General features: G+C 62.4%; 21 protein-coding genes and 2 tRNA genes. 22 read left to right on the top strand and 1 reads right to left on the bottom strand.

Annotation, left to right across the window (positions count from 1 at the left end; genetic code table 11):
- Positions 1-60: 60 nt before the first annotated feature.
- Both ACTQ48_RS06715 and rsgA read left to right on the top strand, forming a co-directional pair.
- On the top strand, positions 61-2,742 hold the full coding sequence (locus tag ACTQ48_RS06715; RefSeq protein ID WP_427728430.1) for a cation-translocating P-type ATPase: 2,682 nt from the start codon (positions 61-63) through the stop codon (positions 2,740-2,742).
- A 511-nt stretch (positions 2,743-3,253) separates the two neighbouring features.
- Entirely contained in the window at positions 3,254-4,207 is a 954-nt protein-coding gene (gene rsgA, locus ACTQ48_RS06710) for a ribosome small subunit-dependent GTPase A (protein ID WP_441570452.1), read from the top strand.
- Positions 4,208-4,274: 67 nt separating this feature from the next.
- Here the strand turns inward: rsgA and ACTQ48_RS06705 are convergent, their stop codons facing one another.
- Positions 4,275-4,478: a hypothetical protein gene (locus ACTQ48_RS06705; RefSeq protein ID WP_195838599.1), complete on the bottom strand. Its 204-nt coding sequence runs from the start codon at positions 4,476-4,478 to the stop codon at positions 4,275-4,277.
- On the opposite strand from ACTQ48_RS06705, the gene cpaB reads away from it, so the two are divergent.
- The 20 genes from cpaB to ACTQ48_RS06605 all read left to right on the top strand — a co-directional run bounded on the left by cpaB (position 4,465) and on the right by ACTQ48_RS06605 (position 21,796).
- Positions 4,465-5,124 carry a Flp pilus assembly protein CpaB gene (cpaB, locus tag ACTQ48_RS06700; protein ID WP_370450646.1) on the top strand — a complete coding sequence of 220 codons (660 nt, stop codon included), beginning with the start codon at positions 4,465-4,467 and terminating at the stop codon, positions 5,122-5,124. The genes ACTQ48_RS06705 and cpaB overlap by 14 nt on opposite strands.
- On the top strand, positions 5,124-6,761 hold the full coding sequence (locus tag ACTQ48_RS06695) for an AAA family ATPase (protein WP_441044812.1): 1,638 nt from the start codon (positions 5,124-5,126) through the stop codon (positions 6,759-6,761). Before cpaB ends, ACTQ48_RS06695 begins: the two co-directional genes overlap by 1 nt.
- Positions 6,758-8,086: a CpaF family protein gene (locus ACTQ48_RS06690; RefSeq protein ID WP_441015631.1), complete on the top strand. Its 1,329-nt coding sequence runs from the start codon at positions 6,758-6,760 to the stop codon at positions 8,084-8,086. The genes ACTQ48_RS06695 and ACTQ48_RS06690 overlap by 4 nt, the downstream gene beginning before the upstream one ends.
- Positions 8,059-8,985 (top strand): type II secretion system F family protein, encoded by a 927-nt coding sequence (locus ACTQ48_RS06685; RefSeq protein WP_441064134.1) that lies wholly within the window; start codon positions 8,059-8,061, stop codon positions 8,983-8,985. Before ACTQ48_RS06690 ends, ACTQ48_RS06685 begins: the two co-directional genes overlap by 28 nt.
- Entirely contained in the window at positions 8,982-9,623 is a 642-nt protein-coding gene (locus ACTQ48_RS06680; protein WP_441064132.1) for a type II secretion system F family protein, read from the top strand. Before ACTQ48_RS06685 ends, ACTQ48_RS06680 begins: the two co-directional genes overlap by 4 nt.
- Positions 9,624-9,633: 10 nt before the next feature.
- Positions 9,634-9,867: a hypothetical protein gene (locus tag ACTQ48_RS06675; protein ID WP_441570453.1), complete on the top strand. Its 234-nt coding sequence runs from the start codon at positions 9,634-9,636 to the stop codon at positions 9,865-9,867.
- A 293-nt stretch (positions 9,868-10,160) separates the two neighbouring features.
- On the top strand, positions 10,161-10,391 hold the full coding sequence (locus tag ACTQ48_RS06670; protein WP_154517646.1) for a hypothetical protein: 231 nt from the start codon (positions 10,161-10,163) through the stop codon (positions 10,389-10,391).
- 1 nt (position 10,392) lies between these two features.
- The gene (locus tag ACTQ48_RS06665) at positions 10,393-10,611 is read left to right on the top strand and encodes a hypothetical protein (RefSeq protein WP_441570425.1); all 219 of its coding nucleotides are present in this window, start codon (positions 10,393-10,395) and stop codon (positions 10,609-10,611) included.
- Complete coding sequence (locus ACTQ48_RS06660) at positions 10,547-11,083, top strand: TadE/TadG family type IV pilus assembly protein (RefSeq protein WP_441015643.1); 537 nt, start codon at positions 10,547-10,549, stop codon at positions 11,081-11,083. Before ACTQ48_RS06665 ends, ACTQ48_RS06660 begins: the two co-directional genes overlap by 65 nt.
- Positions 11,055-13,220 (top strand): hypothetical protein, encoded by a 2,166-nt coding sequence (locus tag ACTQ48_RS06655; protein ID WP_441570424.1) that lies wholly within the window; start codon positions 11,055-11,057, stop codon positions 13,218-13,220. The genes ACTQ48_RS06660 and ACTQ48_RS06655 overlap by 29 nt, the downstream gene beginning before the upstream one ends.
- Complete coding sequence (locus ACTQ48_RS06650; protein ID WP_441547254.1) at positions 13,220-13,696, top strand: hypothetical protein; 477 nt, start codon at positions 13,220-13,222, stop codon at positions 13,694-13,696. The genes ACTQ48_RS06655 and ACTQ48_RS06650 overlap by 1 nt, the downstream gene beginning before the upstream one ends.
- Positions 13,693-14,052, top strand: coding sequence for a DUF192 domain-containing protein (locus ACTQ48_RS06645; protein WP_441048983.1), 360 nt, complete (start codon positions 13,693-13,695; stop codon positions 14,050-14,052). Before ACTQ48_RS06650 ends, ACTQ48_RS06645 begins: the two co-directional genes overlap by 4 nt.
- A 158-nt stretch (positions 14,053-14,210) precedes the next feature.
- Positions 14,211-14,283, top strand: a tRNA-Phe gene (locus tag ACTQ48_RS06640).
- 282 nt (positions 14,284-14,565) lie between these two features.
- Complete coding sequence (locus ACTQ48_RS06635) at positions 14,566-15,774, top strand: IS3 family transposase (protein WP_441570423.1); 1,209 nt, start codon at positions 14,566-14,568, stop codon at positions 15,772-15,774.
- Positions 15,775-16,173: 399 nt separating this feature from the next.
- Positions 16,174-17,235, top strand: coding sequence for a glycoside hydrolase family 5 protein (locus tag ACTQ48_RS06630; RefSeq protein ID WP_427728410.1), 1,062 nt, complete (start codon positions 16,174-16,176; stop codon positions 17,233-17,235).
- 6 nt (positions 17,236-17,241) lie between these two features.
- Positions 17,242-18,120: a 16S rRNA (cytidine(1402)-2'-O)-methyltransferase gene (gene rsmI / locus ACTQ48_RS06625; protein WP_441570422.1), complete on the top strand. Its 879-nt coding sequence runs from the start codon at positions 17,242-17,244 to the stop codon at positions 18,118-18,120.
- Positions 18,121-18,189: 69 nt separating this feature from the next.
- Entirely contained in the window at positions 18,190-19,791 is a 1,602-nt protein-coding gene (gene metG / locus ACTQ48_RS06620; protein WP_154517665.1) for a methionine--tRNA ligase, read from the top strand.
- A gap of 107 nt (positions 19,792-19,898) precedes the next feature.
- The gene (gene rsmA, locus ACTQ48_RS06615) at positions 19,899-20,759 is read left to right on the top strand and encodes a 16S rRNA (adenine(1518)-N(6)/adenine(1519)-N(6))-dimethyltransferase RsmA (RefSeq protein WP_441031685.1); all 861 of its coding nucleotides are present in this window, start codon (positions 19,899-19,901) and stop codon (positions 20,757-20,759) included.
- Positions 20,749-21,666 (top strand): TatD family hydrolase, encoded by a 918-nt coding sequence (locus ACTQ48_RS06610; RefSeq protein WP_441570421.1) that lies wholly within the window; start codon positions 20,749-20,751, stop codon positions 21,664-21,666. Before rsmA ends, ACTQ48_RS06610 begins: the two co-directional genes overlap by 11 nt.
- A gap of 43 nt (positions 21,667-21,709) precedes the next feature.
- Positions 21,710-21,796: transfer RNA gene (locus tag ACTQ48_RS06605), tRNA-Leu, on the top strand.
- Positions 21,797-21,907 lie beyond the last annotated feature (111 nt).

Raw genomic sequence — 21,907 nt, 5'->3', positions numbered from 1 at the left:
TGGGAATTATGATCGGGCATCAATCTGCTGAGTGGCCCGAATCCCAGGAGGGGACTCTATATGCAAAAGGAATACCTGTCCGCCGCGGCGGAGGTGCTCAGCGACCAAGGTGTCGATGAGAACCTCGGCCTGAGCAACGACGAGGCGTCGTCGCGCCTCGCCAAGACAGGCCCTAACAAGCTTGAGGAAGCCGAGAAGACGCCGCTGTGGAAGCGTTTCTTTGAGCAGATGGCCGACCCCATGGTCATCATGTTGATCGTTGCCGCCGTTATCAGCGCGCTCACGGGCATGGTTAAGGGCGAGGCGGACTTTGCCGATGTCGCCATCATCATGTTCGTCGTTATCGTCAACTCGGTGCTGGGCGTGGTCCAGGAAGCCAAGAGCGAGGAGGCTCTCGAGGCCCTTCAGGAGATGAGCGCCGCGCAGTCCAAGGTTCTACGCGACGGCAAACTCGTGCACCTGCCGAGCGCCGAGCTCGTACCCGGCGACGTGATCATGCTCGAGGCGGGCGACTCCGTCCCGGCCGACTGCCGCGTGCTCGAGAGCGCCACGATGAAAATCGAAGAGGCCGCGCTCACCGGCGAGTCGGTGCCGGTCGAGAAGCACGCCAACGTGATCGAGCTTGCCGCGGGCACCGATGACGTGCCGCTCGGCGACCGCAAGAACATGTGCTACATGGGCTCCACCGTCGTGTACGGTCGTGGCCGCGCCGTCGTGGTCGGCACCGGCATGGATACCGAGATGGGCAAGATCGCCGGTGCCCTGGCCGAGGCCAAGGAAGAGCTCACGCCGCTGCAGGTGAAGCTCGCCGAGCTCAGCCGTATCCTCACCATTATGGTGATCGTCATCTGCGTCGTGATCTTTGGCGTCGACATCGTCCGCCACGGCGTGGGCAACGTCCTTACCGACCCGACTGCCCTGCTCGACACCTTTATGGTCGCCGTCTCGCTCGCCGTCGCTGCCATCCCCGAGGGCCTGGTCGCCGTCGTGACCATCGTGCTGTCGCTTGGCGTGACCAAGATGGCCAAGCGCCAGGCAATTATCCGCAAGCTCTCTGCCGTCGAGACTCTCGGCTGCACGCAGACCATCTGCTCCGACAAGACCGGTACCCTTACCCAAAACAAGATGACCGTCGTCAAGCACGAGCTCGCTGCGCCTAAGGAGAAGTTCCTGGCAGGCATGGCGCTGTGCTCCGATGCCCAGTGGGACGAGGAACTGGGCGAGGCCGTGGGCGAGCCGACCGAGTGCGCGCTCGTCAACGATGCCGGAAAGGCGGGCCTCACTGGTCTGACTGCCGAGCACCCGCGCGTGGGCGAGGCCCCGTTTGACTCGGGCCGCAAGATGATGTCCGTGGTCGTTGAGACCCTGGACGGCGAGTACGAGCAATACACCAAGGGCGCGCCCGACGTGGTGATCGGCCTGTGCACCCACATCTACGAGGGCGATAAGGTCGTCCCCCTGACCGAGGAGCGTCGTGCCGAGCTCGTGGCCGCCAACAAGGCCATGGCCGACGAGGCCCTGCGCGTGCTGGCGCTGGCAAGCCGCACCTACACCGAGGTCCCGAGCGACTGCAGCCCCGCCGCGCTCGAGCACGACCTGGTCTTCTGCGGCCTGTCCGGCATGATTGACCCGGTCCGCCCCGAGGTCGCCGACGCCATCCGCGAGGCCCACGATGCCGGTATCCGCACCGTCATGATCACGGGCGACCACATCGACACCGCCGTGGCCATCGCCAAGCAGCTGGGTATCGTCACCGATCGCAGCCATGCCATCACCGGTGCCGACCTCGATCGCATGAGCGACGAGGAACTCGACGCGCACATCGAGGACTACGGCGTGTACGCCCGCGTCCAGCCCGAGCACAAGACCCGTATCGTCGAGGCTTGGAAGTCGCGCGACCAGATCGTGGCCATGACGGGCGACGGCGTCAACGACGCCCCGTCCATCAAGCGCGCCGACATCGGCGTTGGCATGGGCATCACCGGTACCGACGTTACCAAGAACGTCGCCGACATGGTGCTTGCCGACGACAACTTCGCCACCATCATCGGTGCCTGCGAAGAGGGTCGCCGCATCTACGACAACATCCGCAAGGTCATCCAGTTCCTGCTTTCGGCCAACCTTGCCGAGGTGTTCTCGGTGTTTATCGCCACGCTCATCGGCTTTACCATCTTCCAGCCGGTGCAGCTGCTGTGGGTGAACCTGGTTACCGACTGCTTCCCCGCGCTCGCGCTGGGCATGGAGGATGCCGAGGGCGACATCATGAAGCGCAAGCCGCGCAACGCCAAGGACGGTGTCTTTGCCGGCAATATGGGTCTGGACTGCGTGGTCCAGGGCTTGATCATTGCCGCGCTGGTGCTGGCGAGCTTCTTTGTGGGCGTGTACTTTGACATGGGCTACATCCACATCTCCGATATGATCGCCGGCGTCGCCGACGAGGAAGGCGTGATGATGGCCTTCATCACGCTCAACATGGTCGAGATCTTCCACTGCTTTAACATGCGCAGCCGCCGCACGTCGCTGTTTAAGATGAAGAAGCAGAACAAGTGGCTGTGGGCCTCTGCCGCGCTGGCGCTGGTGCTGACGGTGATCGTAACCGTGCAGCCGACGCTTGCCGAGATGTTCTTTGGCCCCGTGACGCTTGAGCTCAAGGGCGTTATCGCCGCGCTGGGCCTTGCCTTCCTGATCATTCCGCTGATGGAGATCTACAAGGCGATCATGCGCGCGGTCGAAAAAGAGTAACGTTCCTGTCCGGGCCCGACCGCCTGCGGGGTTTCCACGGGCACGTCCTCGCCGCTTTGCGGCTGCGGGATGTGCCCTTAGGAAACCCCTCCCGGCGGGCGGGCCCTGCGGTATCCTTGCTGGCTTTTCTCCCGCGCGGATGATAAAGGGCTGAGGGAAAGTTTGTGAGCCGGTCGAGCGTTTGCTCGACCGGCTCTTTTTGAGTTAGGGCTTTGCCCGGCCAGCTCTTTTTGATTTAAAATACCTGCTCAGTTGTGATTTGTGGTGCTGGGAGGCGCTTGTGGGCAAGGCTAGGGCTAAGGCGAAGAAAAAGACGACGGGGGCGCGGGCCAAGCGTGATCGTCGTCGGAAGCTTGCGACCGAAGCCCCCGCGTCTGCCGAGGAGCTGCTGGCGAGCGTGCCGGGACTCGATGCGCTGCAGGATGTTCCGGCGTTTGGCGATCTGCCGGTCGCCGCGGCTCAGCAGGCGGCATTTGACGATTTTTGCGCCCAAGCCGAGGAGCCCGAGCAGATGCAACTGGGCGCCGTGGTACGCTTAGATCGCGGGTTTCCGCTGGTGGTGACGGCCGACGATACCTTTCGTGCCGAGCATGCCGTGGGGTTTGCCAAGTCGCGCGGCGAGGACGAGGTACTGCTGCCGGCTGTGGGCGACCGTGTGGCGGTGCGTCGTGCACCCGGGCACGACATGGGCGTAATCGAATGCGTCCTGCCGCGACGCACGAGTTTTGAGCGTTGGCGTGGCCGCGCCCGCGGCGAGCGTCAGGTGCTTTGTTCCAACGTGGATAGCGTGCTGATCGTGCAGGCACTTGGCGCCGGCGAAGTGCTGCTCGACCGCGTGGCGCGCTCGCTGGTTTTGGCGCTCGACTGCGATGCCGAGCCGGTGGTGGTGCTTACCAAGGCCGACCGCTGCGAGGCCGCGGAACTCGAGCGCGATCTGGATCGCGTGCGCCGTCTGGTGGGCCCGGACGTGCGCGTGATCGTGACGTCCTCTGCCGAAAGCCGTGGTTTGGATGAGGTGCGCGCCTGTGTTCCGGCGGGAACGTGCGCCATGATCCTGGGTGAGTCGGGGGCCGGAAAGTCGACGCTGCTCAATGCGCTGCTGGGCCACGATGCGCTGGCTACCGGTGGTGTGCGCGAGCGCGACGACCAAGGCCGCCATACCACGGTCGCGCGCGTGATGGTGGCGCTGCCGGGCGACGCCGGCGTCATTGCCGACGCTCCGGGCCTGCGCAGTTTGCCACTCGTTGGTCACGAGCGGGGCCTGGCGCGTGCCTTCCCCGAGATCGTCGAGGCGTCGCGTGCGTGTCGGTTTGGCGACTGCACGCATACCCACGAACCGGGCTGCGCCGTTCGCGAGGCCGCCGATGCCGGGCAGATCGATGGCCTGCGCCTGGAAACGTTCCAAAACTTGGCGTCATCCATGCGTGTGAGTGCCCAAATGCTCGATCCCGATGTCCATCTGTAATTGAATTTATCTATGACAGCCGTCTCCCAACTGTGCGGGAGGCGGCTTTTTTACTGGCGATGCGCCCTTAAATGAGCGTTTTGCCGACGCGCTGACCAAAACCTTGCCGCGGGCTTGACGGGTTGGTCAGCTCTTGGCTGGTAATTGGTTTGACACTTAAAACCAAGATGGTGATCGCGCTGTTTTGTTGCTTGGCCGCTCGGACAATAGTGGTACGGGCATCCCATCCGCCCAGTGCTGTCTTGAGAGGAGCTGCCGTGAACAAGAGCAAGCGCATCGCCATCAGTCTGGCAGCGGGCGTGCTCGCCGCGGCACTCTGCATGGTTTACGGGTCATCGGTTCGTTCGCGGGCCGAGCAGGCCCAGGCCAAAACCTTGGCCAAATACGGCGGCGATCGCGTCGAAGTTTGCGTTGCCGCACGTGATATCGATGTGGGTGAGACCCTCGACGAGACCAATGTCGTAACCCAAGAGTGGCTCGCGAGCCTGCTGCCGCGCGATGCGGCGACCGAACTGCGCCAGGTGCGTGGCGACGTGACGACCTCGCGTATTCCCAAAAATGCCGTGGTCTGCGATGTCTACACCAAAGCCGAGAGCCATACGCTCGAGGTGCCCAAGGGCAAGGTTGCCGTTTCGGTGGCGGTCGATGCCGAGCATTCGGTGGGCGGAGCCGCAGGCGTGGGCAGCTACGTGGATGTGTACGTGCAAAAAGACGGCGTGACCGATCGGCTGTGCGGCGCGTATGTGATCGATACCAGCGACGAGGCCGGTGCCACGCGCGAAGGCAAGGTCGAGTGGGTGACGCTGGCGGCCGACCCCAAAGACGTCAAGGAATTGCTGGGAGCCTCGGGCAAGGGAACGGTCAGCTTGACGATTCCCGCCACGGCACGCGGCAAAAAGAGCGGAGGCGACGAGTGATGAAGGCGATCTGGCTTGCGTGCTGCGCGTGTGGAGATTACGGACTGCTGCAGCAGGAAGTCGAGGGCCGCGATGCGGGCGCGCAGGTGCTTCGCGTGGGCGACCTAGACGGGTTGGTGTCTATGGCTCGGGCGTTTCCTTCGCGCCGTGGCGCTGCCATTATCGCGGCATCCCTGTTTGATACTAAAGATGTGCGAGAGGCCGTCGCGCGCCTGACTGCCGAAGGACGCGTGAGCCGCGTCGTCGTGTTGATAGAGGCGCTCGATCCGTCGGATATCGAGGGGCTGTTTCGCGCGGGGGCGACCGAGGTCATCGCTGCGCACAGCATATGCGGCAGCGGACATGTGGGCGAGGGAGCGGTTGATTCCGATTGGGGCGTGTCGCCTGAGCCCGATGTTTTTGTTGATAGGGAACCCGGGGCGCCTCGCGCTACAAGAGGCCCGCGTGTTGATGACTATGGGAAAGCGGAAGCCGAGCATGTTCGGCGCCCCCCGGGCCCCCTTGCATGTGATGACGCCGGAGCGTCGGTGCCGTATGGCGAAGACCTCCTGGCCGTAGATATGGGATACGTGCACGGCGTGAGCCTGGCCGATGGACTCGATGAGGTCGAGGGCCTTGTCGCGGGTGATGGTCCGCACGTCGACGTGACAGCGGAATCCCCAGTTCCGCCCCTACCGTTTGAGCAGCCTGCCGTGCCGGCGTGGACGCAGCACTTGGGTGCGGCTGGCGAGACGGGGACGTTGCCGCCCACGTCGTCAGCCCCTGCACCGCTGGCAGACACTGCGTCGACGTCGCATCGAGCTCCGGTCATCTGCGCCATTTCGGGTTCGGGCGGCTGTGGCAAATCGACGATTGTCGCCACGATGGCGCATGCCGCTTCGTTGCTGGGTCTGCGAGCTGCCGTACTCGATTTGGACCTAATGTTTGGAAATCTCTACGACTTGCTGGGCGCCGATGCCCCGCATGACATGGCGACACTTATCGAGCCGTCGGTCGCGGGCGCACTTGCGGAGCAAGACGTGGTCGCTGCATCGATGCGCGTTGCCCCAGGCGTTACGCTTTGGGGGCCTGTCGCAGCGCCCGAGCGCGCCGAGCTCATGGCGCGTCCGGTAGAGCTGCTGCTCGACATCTTGCGTCGTGAGTCCGACGTGGTCCTTATCGATACCTCGGTCTTTTGGGGCGATGCCGTGGCGGCTGCGGTGGCAGCGTGCGACCGTTGCCTTGTCGTGGGTGATGCGGCAGTTTCTTCCGCGACGTCTGCAGCGCGCGTCATTGAGCTGGCGAGCCGTGTGGGCGTGCCGCGCACGCGCATGAGCGCCGTATTCAACCGATTTGGCGCGCGTGGGGCGGACGAGGATGTCGCCATGCGCTTTGAGATTGCCTGTGCGTTGAGCTCCAAGATTCGTATCGCCGATGGCGGGCAGGATCTCGCCGCGCTCATGGCGTTTGGGCGCGCTGACGAGGCAGTGGGGCAGACCAGCGCTTTCGCGACCAGCGTGCGCGAGGCCACGCGTGAGATGCTCGTGGAACTGGGGTGCGCCGTCGGCCCTTGGAGCGATATGGTCGCCGACCGTGCAACGCGCACCGAACGCCCGCGCATCCGCCTTCCCTGGTCGCGTGAGGGTGATTGCCGATGAGCCTGCAAACGAGAATTAAAGCAGCCGGTGCGGCAGCGGCGACGGCACCTGTCGATGTGGGACGGCGCCGTGCGGTCAAGCGCCGCACCAAGCGGGCCGTGATGGACCGCGTGGGCTACGACGAGGTGGCACGCATCAGTGCCTACATCGATCCGGTTCTTGCCCGCTCGGAATTGCGTCCTGCGGTGGAGGCGGCACTCAACGTGGAAGAACCGACCGACCTGGCGACGCCCGAGCGTGAGACCATCATCAACGAGATCTTGGATGACGTGGTGGGCTTGGGCCCGTTGCAGCCGCTCATCGAGGACGACACCGTCACCGAGATTATGGTCAACGGTTGCCGCTCGGCTTTCTTTGAGCGCGGCGGGGTCTTATACCCCATCGAGCATGCGTTTGAGGATGACGAGCAGATCCGCGTGCTCATCGACCGCATCATCTCACCGCTGGGCAGGCGTATCGACGAGCGCAGTCCCATCGTCAACGCCCGCCTCAAGACAGGGTATCGCGTCAACGCGGTGATTCCGCCCGTGGCGATCGATGGGCCGATCCTCACTATCCGCAAGTTCTCGGATCGCATCTGTTCGTTGGACGAGCTTGTGGGCCTGGGGTCGCTGCCGCTTTGGTATGCGCAACTGCTTTCGTGTGCGGTGTCGCTGCGCCAAGATTTGGCGGTTGCGGGCGGTACGGGGTCGGGCAAGACTACGCTGCTCAACGCGCTATCGTGCGAGATATCTACCGGCGAGCGCATCGTGACGATCGAGGATTCCGCCGAGCTCAAGTTCGCGCATCACCCGCATGTGGTTCGCCTGGAGGCGCGCGAGGCTTCAATTGAGGGTGAGGGTGCGGTGACAATCCGCGACCTGGTGACCAACGCCCTGCGTATGCGTCCCGACCGTATTGTGGTGGGTGAGGTACGCGGTGCGGAATGTTGCGACATGCTGCAGGCCATGAACACCGGGCACGATGGGTCGCTCACCACGCTTCATGCGGGCACCGAGCAAGAGACCGTGGTGCGTTTGACGCTGCTTGCGCGCTATGGCATCGATCTGCCGAGCGAGCTTATCGAGGAACAAATCGCTATGGCGCTCGACGGCATCGTGATGTCCGAGCGCCATGCGGACGGCCGGCGTTTTGTGTCCTCCTATTCGGGGGTGCGACGCGGCGCGTCGGGTGGCGTGGAACTCGAGCGCTACGTGACCTTCGATGCCGCCGAGCGCACCTGGACCCTCAACCGCGAGCCGCCGTTTATCGCAGAGGGCTTGCGCTCGGGAACGCTTACACAGGAGGAGGTGGACGAATGGAGGTCGTTGTGCCCCTCGTCGTAGGGGGCCTTGCCGGGTTTTCGGTCGCGACGGTATGCGGAGTGGAGCCTCATGTGCCGAGGGTGCCGCCGGCGGAGCTGGTGCGCCAGACGCTCGAGACGGCGGCAGAGAAGCTGCCGCGTGAGCTGGTGGAAAACGATCTGCTAAAAAAGATCGCCCGTTCGTGGGCATCGTTGGCTCCCGTGCGCCGCATCGGTCTTGTCGTTGAGGATGATGCTTCACGCTTGGCGTTCCTGTTGCTATCGAGTGGCGTCTGCTGCCTTGCGCTTGCCGTGGTGTCGCTATCGCCCATCGGCTTTGTTTTGGGGGCGGTTGCGCCCTTTGCCGCCGGCGCCGCACGCGACGTCTTTGACCACCGACGCGAGCAGCGCGATGTGGAGGAAGCCATGCCCGAGGCCTTTACGGCACTTTCCATGTCGCTTGCCTCGGGACATTCGCTGGCCCAGGGCATGCGGTTTGTGGGCGCTCACGCGCAAGAGCCGGTGCATACCGAGTTTCTGCGGGTGGCGGCGGCGATCGACTGTGGCATTTCGGCTGCCGATGCGCTCGACGACCTGCTTGTCCGCATCGACGCCCCCGGGCTTTCGCTTGTCACGTTGGCGCTCAAGGTGTCGCAGCGGACCGGTGCCCCGCTTGCCGATCTGCTGTCCGAGGCGTCGAGCATGGTGGGGGAGCGTATCGAGCTCAAGCGCCGCCTGGATGTCAAAACGTCGCAGGCGCGCATGTCGGCGCATATGGTCGCGGCGATGCCGGCGGGTATGTGCGCGGTGCTGGCCCTGCTTTCGGCAGATTTTCGCTACGGTCTCGCAACGCCGGTAGGCGCCGGTGCCGTGGTTCTGGGGCTTGCCCTTAACGGCGTCGCCCTGGTGGTTATCCGGCGCATTATGCGGGTGGAGCTGTGAGCGCCCTGGTTGCCGCCACGGCTTGCCTGTGCGCCTTCGGCGTATTTGTCGCGACGGGCCTGGAGCGCTCGGATGTGCGCAAGACCATGGAGATTTTCAGGGGCGAGGCGGTGCTAGTCGTTGCTGCGGCCCATTCGGTGATCGATGCCGCTATTGCGTGGGTGAGGGGCGCATTTGGCGTGGACAACTCAGCGCAGGTTTCGCTCGGTGAGGTGTCCGAGATGATTGATGTGGTGCGCCTGGGGCTTTCCGCCGGCCTTTCGTTCGATGCGGCGCTCGAGATCTTTTGCGCCAATCGTCGATCGGCGCTGACTGTTCGGCTTGAACGGGCATGCATGGCGTGGCAGGTGGGCGTGGGAGCGCGCGAGGACGAGTTGTTGGCGGCCGCGCAGGACCTGGACGTGCGGGCGCTCGAGACCTTTGCCATTACGGTGGGTCAAGCGCTCGCCCTGGGTGCCCCGCTTGCCGAGACCCTTGCTGCCCAAAGTCGCGAGATCCGCGCCGCCCATCGTGCCGCGGTCGAGCGCGAGATTGAACGAGCGCCCGTCAAGCTGCTGATTCCCACCGGCACGCTCATCTTGCCGGCACTGCTGTTATCCATATTGGGCCCGCTGCTGGGAGCAGGCGGGATGATGTAGGGAGGAATACATGAACAAAATGGCTGACGTTATTGGTAGGGTTTGGAGTCAGACGCTTTACCGTGCAATGCGTTCCTGTCAACGTGCCAAGGCGCTGGTGCAGGAGGAAAGCGCGCAGGGTACCACCGAGTACGCCATCCTGGTCGGCGTGCTCGTGGTAATCGCGATCATTGCCATCGTTGCATTTAAGGGCAACGTCGAAAAGCTATGGAACGCGATCAAAGACGGCATCAACAGCCTGTAGAAGGCGGGCATTCTGTTGGCGTGCTGCTGGTGCTCGCTTGCCTGATTGTGGCGATAGCGGCGACGCTCTGGGGGCTGAATGCCGTGCGACAGCAGCGTTCTGGGGCCGTCGCGGATGGGAGCTCGGGCGCGGTGGCGCCTCCCGATGACAAAGCGCGGGACACGGCCGACAGGGATGCCGCCGTCACGGCACAAACTTTTCTGCGCGCCCTCGACGAACGGGCGGATGCTGCGGCGGGGCCATCTGCGGACAACGCAGTCGCAGCCCGGCTGACATGGGCCGAGGAGCGACCGATGACCGAGGCTGCCGCGGACCTGTTGCGTGTCTATCGCGAGGTGCCCACAGCCCAGCTCGCCCTAAGCGGTTACCTCGACATCAAGGGCAACGTATGGGGCGCCATCGTGCGCGATGGGCGCGGCTGGGTCGACATGGTGACGGTTGCCGCGGATGCCGGCGACGCCTCGTGCCGCTTACGCGCGGTGCGCTTGGTTCCGCAAGCATCGGGGTCAAAGGAGGGATCGTGAAATGCTTGACGTTTTGGGCGAGGAGTCTGCCCAATCGACCGTTGAGTACGCCATCGTCACCATGGCGCTGCTTTCCATTGTGCTGGCGATTGCGGGGCTTTGGCGCGCCGGCACCGACGGACGCTTGGCGGCGTTGGCTGCACGGGCGGCGTCCCATGGCGTCGCCTCGACATCGGTTATCGACGCCGCCGCAGGCGCCAAAGACATCGCGCTCTATTGATATCGCGCGCGAGGATTGGGCGCAGTCCACGGTCGAGGCCGCTTTTTTGCTGCCGACGTTTTTGACGCTCATCCTGCTTGCGCTGCAGCCGGTGTGCCTGCTCTATACGCGTGCGGTCATGGAGTCTGCCGCCGCCGAGACGGCGCGGCTCATGACCACGACGACGGCGGAGGACGACGACCTCAAGGAGTTTGCCCGCCGCCGTCTCGCCGCGGTGCCCGATGTCTCGATCTTTCACGCCGGCGGACCGCTGTCGTGGGATATCGAGCTTGGCCGGGCGGGCGCAGGGGGCGTTTCGTCTGTATCTATCGCGGGTGATGTAAAGCCGCTGCCCGTGATCGGCGCGTTCGCGCAGGCCATGGGCAATGTGGGGGGAGGAGGAAATGTTGAGTTGAAAGTCGACGTTTCGTATCGATCGCGTCCCGGATGGCTGGAGGGAGACTATGATTCGTGGATTGCCGCGTGGGATTAGGCGTCGCCTGCTGCGAATGATGCGAGGGCTCGTGTGCCGTTGCCGGTCGAATGCCCGCCGCAAGCGGGGCGGCTTCATGGGCCGCTCCGGTATCGACTTGTTTATCGAGGACGGTGCCTACACTACGCTTTCTTCGGCGGTCGTCATACTTGTGGTGCTTACGCTGCTGTTTTCGTCGACGGCGGCGATATGGAGTATGTCGCGTGCCGGGGATACCCAGGTGGCGGCCGATAGCGGTGCTCTGGCGGGTGCCAACGTGATATCGTCCTACCATACAGCGGCCACGGTGGTGGATGCGAGCATTTTGAGCTTTGGCTTGGCGGGGTTTGCCACAATCGGCACCGGCTTGGTTGCCATGCTGGTGCCGGGTGGGAAAATAGCCGCAAGCGATATGGTCGATACCGGGATTGAGATTATTAAAACGCGCAATAGGTTTGCCAAAAGTGCGTCGGAGGGTTTGCAAAAAGTCGAAACGGCTCTGCCATATCTGGTTGCCGCGCGAGCTACGCAGGCTGTTTCGGCGCAGGATACCGATAACGTGATCTATACCGGCACAGCGCTCGCCGTGCCCAGGACATCGGAGTCGGACTTTGTTGCGCTCGAGGGGTCAGAAATCTCGACCGATGCCATCGAGAGCACCTCAAGAGACCTTGACTATGCTGCCAAGGAACTGAAGAAAGCGTCCGAGAAAACGTCAAAGGCCAAAGAGCGCGCCTGGCTTGCGGACTGTGGCGGATCGGATGAGAATGCGATTGGCAAGTACTCATGTATGTGGGAGCGTGCGGGGAGCTTGGCAAAGCTATCGGGTGAACAAAACCGCCACTATACTTCGAGTATCGATTGGGAGCCGCAGATCGCCCTAAATCGTGCGAAGACCTATTACCGCCGGCGCCTGGCGAATGAAAGGCCGCTTGGTGGGGGTGTAGAGATGGAGGCGGAGTCTGTCGCGCGCAAAGCGTTTTACGCTTATGCAATCGAAGAACTCGATCACTCGTATATTAAAGATGATGGTGAAAAAAACTTATCCCAGATTCCATTCCTGCCACGCACTCCAGATGAGGTGAAGGGAACCCAGCTCTACACCGATGCCATGTGGCCTACGAGTGATATTGGTGGCAAGACATACCTGCACTATGGGACCGGATGCCCCAACTATAAGAATGGGTCGCCGGGCGGGTTGGCATCCGTCGTCGATTACGATGGCCACGATGTGTGCGAGGAGTGCCAATTTGACGTCGTTGACCTGGGTCGCGCCCTCATGCCTCCATCATTTATCGAAAACGGCTTCGAGTATCACTTTGACGAGTTTAAAAGGGCTCTGGAAGAATACGTCGAATGTCGCAACAAAGAGCTCGAGCTTATGCGTCAGACCGAGGACGAGGCCGATCGCGCGGGTAATGCGTTTGACCAGGCCATCAAGGCGCTTTCGGGCGAGCGGCCGCGTATCGCCCCGCCCGGCCGAAACGGCGTGGTCGCCTTTGCGGTCTCGGGCGATATGACCAGTCCCGGTAAGCTCAACTCTTCATTCAATAAGCCGGTTACGCTCGGCAGTCGCGGTGCAATCTCTGCCGCGGTCTTGGCTCCCGACAACGCGACGGCGCAAAACAACGTGCTCTCGCGGTTTTTCTCGACACTGGAAGAGCGCTCGGGCGGCGTTGCCGGCGTACTCGATGGCGTCATGGATGTTTGGGGACGCCTGCTTGTGGGATACGGAGACATCCAAGGTTCAGCCGACGAACTTATGGACGAGATGATTAAAGACCTAGGAGGGGGCAGCGGCGCGTTGGGCTTCATTGCATCGTGGCTCGGCGATACCGTTTCGGCGTCCGTGGCGGCGCTGGGTTTGGAACCGTGCGACTTGCGCCTGCGAAAGCCGGTGCTGACCGATTCCGCTAACGTCATTAAGAGTCCGGGGTCTGACATTGCCGGTCTCTCTCAAGCGCAAGACAAACTGCGAAGTATTCCGTTGGGCGTGACCGATCCCAAGGCGCTTTGCGAGGCGTTGGAATATCAAGTCGAACGCACCATTAGCGGTACAGTGTTCACACTTGCGGAGATTCCGTTGCCCGGCGGTGGTTCCATCCCGCTTACCGTCGATGTCGCCACGCTGGTTGGCGCTCTGGGCGGTGGGTCGTAATGAGTATCCGCATGCGTCTGCGCGAGGAGCGCGCCCAGGCGACGGTCGAGATGGCAGTGGTCGCTCCCGCTTTGCTGGCGCTTGCGCTCATTGTGTACAACGTCATGGTCTTTGCCGGCGCCGTTGCGCGCTTCGATCGCGTGGTGCCCGATATCGTGCTGGCGCACGCTGTGGCGCCGGAAGGGGAGGGCGACAAGAGCTCTGTCGATGCCTCGGTGCGTGTCCAGTCCGAGATTCAGGCGGCTATGCAGGGCTATAATCTGCAGGTCGAGGTCTCGAGCGAGCAGAGCTCGGCGTCGTCTGACGGCGGCTTGCTCTCTCTGTCCGGGACGTTTAGGACCTATGCCTGCGTCATGTACTATGAGCCGTGGCCTAGATTGCTTAGCATTGCCGGCGTTTCTCTGGGGACGCCGGCGAAGCTGTCGCACGAGCGCGCGGTTACGGTCGATCCGTGGCGACCGGGGGTGGTCATGTGAGCGCCGTCTTGTCTTATATCGCCTACGCGCGTGCGCTCAATAGGCTCGGTTGGTCGCCGGCAGAGTTTATGGTGGCAGAATCGTTTGGCGCACGCTTGCGCGGCATGCTGGGCCGCGTGCCGATTACGGCTGACGGACTGCCGCTCGTCATGGCGTTTCCGTCCTGCTCTTCGGTCCACACCTGTTTTATGGCTTATCCCATCGACATTGCCTTTATTGATTGCAGCGGCAATATCCTTGCACGCTACGAAAATGTCCGCCCCTGGCGCATGTGCTCCTGTCCCGGTGCTTGGGCGGTGCTGGAACGCCTTTCAATCCTTGTATCGCCCACTGTCTTGCAACGAGTGCAGGCTTGAAGGCCCTGGGCGAAAAACTTCTTGCGGCCGGTTGATGTCTCTGACGTGCTGCTTTACAGAACCGAGGCGGTGTCCAAAAACTTTTTTCAAATTCTCGGTTGACCGGAGCGCGTCCTTGGTTATACTAATCAAGCCTTGAAACAAGGCACACCTCAAATGGCTGGGTAGCTCAGTTGGTAGAGCAGAGGACTGAAAATCCTCGTGTCAGGGGTTCGATTCCCTTCCCCGCCACCTTGAATTGACTAGGACCTCTGCAAAGGGGTCCTTTTCTTTTATGTAGTCCCCGCACGGAATCGAACCCCGCGAGGGCGCGGAGCTGAGGAAACGCGATAGCGTTTGCCAGCGTAGCTCGCAAGGCGCGCAAGCGCCGCAGCGGTCCGTCCGCGCAGCGCGCGGACGCGATTCCCTTCCCCGCCACCTTGAATTGACTAGGACCTCTGCAAAGAGGTCCTTTTCTTTTATGTGGGACTGCGGACAAAAAGTTGGACCGTTGAGGTCCGGAACGGAGTCCGCATGGCATACAGTAGGAGAATGGTGGAGAGGGCCAGGGCGCTTCGCGGCGCCGGGCTCACCGTCATGGAGATAACCGAGATACTCGGCGGGCCCGGCAAGACGTCCGTCTGGCGCTGGATCAGGAACGTGAGCAAGCCCGCGGGAAGGGCCGGTGGAGGAATGGACCTGCCGCGACTCGTCGGGGACGGCCCCGACTACCCCGACATCGACCCGGAGGACAAGGACGCCCTGATCGAGCGGCTCAGGCTCGAGAACGCGGTGCTGAGGGCGGTGCAGGACGTTTTAAAAGCCGAGAGCCTCGACGGGATGTCGAACAGGGAGAAGACCCTGGTGATAGACCGCCTGAGGCCTGCGGGGAAGTGGTCCTTGAGAGAACTCACCGGCTTCTTGAGGATATCGAGGAGCTCCTATGACTACCAGCGCCGCGCGATCGCCAGGCCGGACCGCCTGGCGCCGCTGAGGGACGTCGTGCGGCGGGTGTTCCTGGAGGACGGCGACGGCGCGCGCGGCTACCGGTTCGTGGTGCGCAGGCTCCGCGAGCTCGACGACCCCGTGCGCGTCTCCGAGAAGGTCGTCCGGCGCATCATGCGCGAGGAGGGGCTCGTCCCGAGGTGGATGAGGAGGAGGGCCGGCGCCTACAGCTCCTACGGCGGCGAGGTGACCCCCGCCCCTCCGAACCTCGTGCGCCGCGACTTCCGCTCGGCCCTGCCGAACTTCCTGTGGCTCACCGACATAACCGAGTTCAGGCTGCCGACGGGCCGCAAGGTGTACCTGTCCGCCATCAGGGACTGCTTCGACTCCTCGATCGTCGCCTGGCGGGCGGGCGAGAGACCGGACGCCGACCTCGCGAACTCGACGCTGTCGGACGCGTGCTCCCGGCTGGCGCCCGGCGAGCGCCCCGTGATCCACTCCGACCGCGGCGGCCACTACCGCTGGCCCGGCTGGATCTCGATCTGCGAGGGGCACGGCCTGGTCAGGAGCATGTCGGCCAAGGGCTGCAGCCCCGACAACGCCGCGATGGAGGGCTTCTTCGGCCTGCTCAAGAAGGAGTTCTTCCACGGGAGGGACTGGTCCGGCTGGTCGCCCGGGGAGTTCATCGAGGCCCTCGGCGCGTGGATAGGGCGCTTCAACTCCGAGCGGGCAAGCGACGCGCTCGGTGGCGCGACACCGGACGACTACCGGTCGTCGCTGGGGATGGCCGCGATTTAGCGGTCCAGGAAATCGTCCGCAGTCCCTGTGGACCCGCGGAAAACGCATCCCAGAATTTCAATCCTGAGTGGGATGCGCTTTCCGCTTTAGGGGCGCTTGGGAAAATGCGACCCGGAATGACGTGAAATTACGGGACATGCTTTCCGGTTGGGCCTGCTGGCGGAAAATGCATTCCATTATTGAGCAAAAAAACGGGATGCGCCTTCCGGCGCCTGCCTTCGGCGTGCGTGCACATCTTGGCGTACCATCTCGGGTGTGCCCGCCCAGACATTACTCCTACTTTTGCGCCACTTTGCAGACCGTTCGATCGGCTGTCCGTGTGCGCGGGTATACTCAAAACGATACTTTTCCTATGCAATACGATGCGGGTTCGCCCTGCACGATTCGAAGGGGGCCGTGATGGAGAGGATACTCGGCGTTAATCTCTCTGGCTGGTTTATTCCCGAGCCTTGGGTGACCCCGTCGCTGTACGCGGCGACAGGTGCGTCCAATGCGGCGGAACTGCAAGAAGCCATGGGCACTGCTGCCTATAACGAGCGCATGCGTCGCCATTATGAGACATTCGTAAGCGAAGATGATTTTCGCCGTATGGCGCAGATTGGTCTCAATGCCGTGCGTTTGCCGGTGCCCTGGTATGCCTTTGGCTCGCAGGAGTCCGATGCGTCCTACATTTCGGTTATCGACTACATTGACCGTGCAATTGAGTGGGCTGCCAAGTACGACATTCGCGTGCTGCTCGATCTAGCGACTGTGCCCGGTGGCCAGGGCGATTCCAACGATTCGCCCACCACGCCGGAGGCTGTTGCCGAGTGGCATTCGTCCACCAACGGTCGTCACGTTGCGCTCGACGTGCTGGAGCGTTTGGCCGATCGCTACGGCGAAGCCGAAAGCCTTCTGGGCATTGAGCTGCTGGATACGCCGCAGATGAGTGTCCGCAAGAGTCTCTTTACCATGACGGATGGCATTCCGGCGCACTACCTGCGCAACTTCTATCGCGATGCCTACGAGCTCGTCCGTTCGTATATGCCCGAGGATAAGATCGTCGTCTTCTCGTCGTCGGGACATCCCGGCGAGTGGAAGCATTTTATGCGCGGCGCCAAGTACAAGAACGTCTACATGGACCTTCACCTGTACCATTACCGCGACGAGCATGCGCTAGACATCACGAGCCCCCGCGGGCTGACGACGGCGATTTCGCGTAACAAGCGCGAGCTTAAAGAAGCGATTTCAACTGGGTTCCCCGTGCTGGTGGGCGAATGGTCGGGCGCGGCGATCTTTGCCAACTCGTCGGTTACGCCCGAGGGCCGCAATGCCTACGAGCGCGTGTTTATCGCCAATCAGCTGGCTTCGTTTGCGCCGGCTGCCGGTTGGTTCTTCCAAACGTGGAAGACCGAGAAACGCATCGCAGCATGGGACGCCCGCGCGGCGCTCGGTACGCTCGAGCGCGGCATGATTGAATAGGTTGATATGACGCAAAACAGCGCCCGTACGGGCAAACTCTATGTGGTCGGAACACCCATCGGCAACCTGGGCGACCTGTCTCCGCGCGTTGGCGAGGCGTTTGCCGCCGCCGATGCGATCTGCTGCGAGGACACGCGCGTGACCTCAAAGCTACTGATGCACCTGGGCATTTCCAAGCCGCTTGTCCGTTGCGACGAGAATGTGATCGCCAGCCGCGCCACCGGTCTGGTCGACCGCCTGCTGGCGGGGGAGACCCTCGCTTTTGCCTCGGATGCCGGCATGCCGAGCGTGTCCGATCCCGGCCAGGCGCTGGTCGAGGCGGCGCGTGAGGCCGATGTGCCCGTCGAAGTTATTCCCGGGCCCTCTGCTTGCGTCACGGCGCTCGTTTCGTCCGGCATTCCCTGCGAGCATTTTTTCTTCGAGGGCTTTTTGGGCCGAAAGCACGGCGACCGCGTGCGCCGTTTGCAGCGCCTTGCCGTGGTGCCCGGCGCGCTCATCTTCTACGAGTCTCCACATCGCATCGTGGCGACGCTCGAGGCCGTGGCGGAGGTCTTTCCCCAGCGTGAGGTTGCCGTCTGCCGCGAACTCACCAAGCTGCACGAGGAGGTCTTGCGCGGGCCCGCCGCCCAGCTTGCCGAGGGGCTGCGTGCTCGCGGCGAAGTAAAGGGCGAGATTGCGCTGGTCATTGCGCCACCGAGTGAAGACGAGGAGGCCGGCATCGTGCCGGTTGGCGCAGCAGCAGCGGATCCCGACGAGGCCCTGCGCGAGGATATCCGCGCCGCGCTCGAGGAGGGGGAGCCCGCCTCTGCGGTGGCCAAGCGCCTGTCTCAGAAGTATTCACGCCGCAAGCGCGATGTCTATGCCATGGTGCTCAATATGCAATAGATGGAGGATATCCAGCCCTTGCGTTAGAATCATCCCCTGTATGCAACGTTTTTCTGGAGGACAAACCCCATGGATCAAAGCAAGCCTTCGTTCTTTATCACGACGCCCATCTACTACGTCAATGCCGATCCGCATCTGGGCACGGCTTATTCCACCATCATCGCCGACGTTCAGGCTCGCTATCGCCGCTCCGCCGGCTATAACGTCAAGTTCCTGACCGGCATGGACGAGCACGGCGAGAAGGTCGCCGAGGCCGCAGCCAAGCATGGCATGACGCCGCAGGAGTGGACCGACAGCCAGGCTCCGCACTTCAAGGAGCTTTGGAGCAAACTCGAGATCTCCAACGACGACTTCATCCGCACCACCGAGCCGCGCCAGCATCATGCGGTGCAGTATCTGTGGGAGCGCATGAAGGAGTCTGGCTACCTGTATAAGGGCAGCTACGACGGTTGGTACTGTGTGCCCGACGAGACTTACTTTACCGACACGCAGGTCCAGAAGGGTGACGAGGAATACGGCAGCGTCGGCCAGCACCTGTGCCCCGACTGTCACCGTCCGCTCGAGCGCGTGCAGGAGGAGTCCTACTTCTTCAAGCTTTCCGCTTTCCAGGACAAGCTGCTCAAGCTCTATGACGAGCATCCCGATTTCGTCGAGCCTGCATTCCGCATGAACGAGGTGCGTAGCTTTGTCGAGGGCGGCCTCAACGACCTTTCCGTGAGCCGTACGAGCTTTGACTGGGGCATCCAGGTTCCGTTCGATGAGGGCCATGTGACCTATGTGTGGTTCGACGCGCTGCTCAACTACATGACGGCTGTCGGCTACGGTGTCGACACCGACGAGGCCCGTGCCGAGCTGGCCTATCGCTGGCCTGCGCAGTTCCACATTGTGGGCAAGGACATCATTCGCTTCCACTGCGTCATTTGGCCCGCTATGCTCATGGCCATTGGCGAGGCTCTGCCCGAGCACGTCTTTGCCCACGGCTTCCTGACCGTGCGCAATGCCGAGACTGGCAAGGCCGAGAAGATGTCCAAGAGCCGTGGCAACGCCATTGCCCCGCAGGATGTTATCGACATGCTGGGCGTCGAGGGTTATCGCTACTACTTTATGACCGACGTGGTCCCCGGCACCGACGGCGCTATCAGCTTCGATCGCATGGAGCAGGTCTACAACGCCGATCTCGCTAACAGCTGGGGCAACCTCATCTCGCGTTCGCTCAACATGAGCGGCAAGTACTTTGACGGTTGCGCGCCCGCCAAGCCCGCATCGTTCGATGCGTTCGATAACCCGCTGGCAAAGATCGCCGATGGCCTGGCCGAGCGCTACATGGCCAAGATGGACGTGCTCGATTACGGTGGAGCCAAAGACGAGGTTATGGAGCTCATCCACGCCGCCAACCACTACATCGAGGACTCCGAGCCCTGGGCACTTGCCAAGGACGAGGCCAAGGCCGACGAGCTGGCGTTTGTGATCTACAACCTCCTCGAGGCCATCCGCATTGCCGCTCACCTGCTGATGCCGCTCATGCCCCAGACTTCTACCGAGGCCCTGCGCCGCCTGTCGTGCGAGGACGAGGCCGCGAGCGACGACCTCAAGGGCATTTGCGCTTGGGGTCTGCTTGCCGGTGGTCAGCCCGTCGAGAAGGGTGAGCCGCTGTTCCCGCGTCTGGGTTAAGACGCCGCGCGCCATATCGGCAATCTGCTGTTTAGGTGTAAGGGCATGGCCGCAACGGTCCATGCCCTTTTGTTTCAAGACGCCGCCACCATGCTAAGGAGGCAACTATGACAACTTCGCCTTTGGCAAACCCCACGGCAACAAGGGAGCTGCTGGAGGAGTTTGGCCTTGCGACCAAGCATCGCCTGGGCCAGAACTTCCTGATCGACAACCATGTGATCGAGCGTATTTGCGAGCTTTCCGAACTTGCGGGCGATGAGCGCGTGCTCGAGGTTGGTCCGGGCGTTGGAACGCTCACGCTTGCGCTGCTTCAGGAGGCGGCGTGCGTCACGTCGATTGAGGCCGATCCCGAGCTCGAGCCGGTGCTCGATGCCCATGCCGCCGACTATGCCAACTTCCGCTTTATCATGGGCGACGCGCTCAAGGTGTGCCCGGAGCAGATTGAGCAGGCCGCGGGCGGTGAGCCGACGGTATTTGTCGCGAACTTGCCCTATAACGTGGCAGCGACGATCATTCTGCAGTTCTTCCAGACGATGCCCGCGCTCAAGCGCGCCGTCGTCATGGTTCAAAAGGAGGTTGCCGATCGCATTGCCGCAACGCCGGGCAACAAGACCTACGGCGGCTATACGGCAAAGCTCGGCCTGTATGCGCAGGTGACGGGTCGCTTTGAGGTGCCGCCGCGCTGCTTTATGCCGGCGCCGCATGTGGATTCGGCCGTCGTGCGCATCGACCGTGTTGACGGTGTAGCGCCCGAGGGGCTTGATCGCGAGTTTGTGGCTCGCGTGATTGACGCTGCGTTTGCTCAGCGTCGCAAGACCATCCGCAATTCCATGAGCGCCAACGGCTTTGCCAAGGACGTGCTCGATGCCGCCTTTGAGGCTTGCGGCATCGCACCCACCACGCGCGCCGAGACGCTTGGCGTTGCCGATTTTGTCCGTCTAGCTCAGGAGCTAATCCATGATGCCTAATGACGAGCGCGTGACGTTTACCAAGAAAAAGAAAACGGTTGCTTGCCCCGTGCCCTTGGCGCCGCTTGCCGATACGCACACGCACCTGCTCTCGTTTTGGGGCAAGGAAGTACCCGAGACGCTTGTGCGCGCCAAGGCTGCAGGCGTCGACCTGTTGGTGACGATCTTTGATCCCATTGCCGACAAACGCAGCGTGACGGACTATAGCGACTGGCTGGTGCGCGAGATTTTGCCGATGCGGGATATTCCGCAGATAAAGTATCTCGCCGGTGTGCACCCCTATGGCGCGCCGGACTATACCGATGACATTCATGCACAGGTCGTTGCTGCGCTTGATGATCCCTTATGCGTCGGTATCGGCGAGATCGGTCTGGACTACCACATGGATTACGATGACGACATCGCGCCGGCGCCCCACAGCGTGCAGATCGACTGTATGGCGCGCCAACTCGAGGTTGCCGTACGCCGCAATGTGCCGGTAGAGCTGCATCTGCGTCATGAGGACACGGACGAGGAGCGCTCCTCGCATGTGGATGCGTACAACGTGCTGCGCGAGGTGGGTGTGCCTCAGGCCGGTTGCGTGCTGCACTGCTTTGGCGAGGATCGCGCCACGATGGAGCGCTTTGTGGGTTTGGGCTGCTATATCGCCTATGGCGGCGCGGCCACCTTTAAGCGCAACAATGATGTGCGCGAGGCATTTGCGTCAACCCCGCTCGATCGAATTTTGTTCGAGACGGATTGCCCGTATATGGCTCCGGAGCCCATTCGCGGTCTTGAGTGTGAGCCGGCAATGATTTCCATCACAGCAAACGCGCTGGTCAACGACCGTGTCGATCGTACTGGAGAGAAAGCAGAGGCAATTGCGCAAGCTGCGTGGGACAATGCCTGCAAACTTTTTCAAAAATAGTTCTTGCGTTCACGGTGGCGCTCCGTTATTCTAATTCCTGCACGCGGGCGTGGCGGAATTGGCAGACGCGTACGGTTCAGGTCCGTATGGGGGCAACCCCATGAAGGTTCAAGTCCTTTCGCCCGCACCATTGATTGAAAGAGCTCCCAGCAATGGGAGCTTTTTTGTTATGGGCCCATCGCAGGGACTTGAACCTGCGAAGGAGCGAGCGTCAAGAAAACGCGGAGCGTTTTTAGCGAGC

The sequence above is a fragment of the Collinsella sp. Sow4_E3 genome, assembly GCF_052116285.1.
In the GTDB taxonomy this organism is placed as follows: Bacteria; Actinomycetota; Coriobacteriia; order Coriobacteriales; family Coriobacteriaceae; genus Collinsella.
Note: the sequence above shows the minus strand (reverse complement) of the source record. Positions and strands in the feature narration are given on the sequence as shown.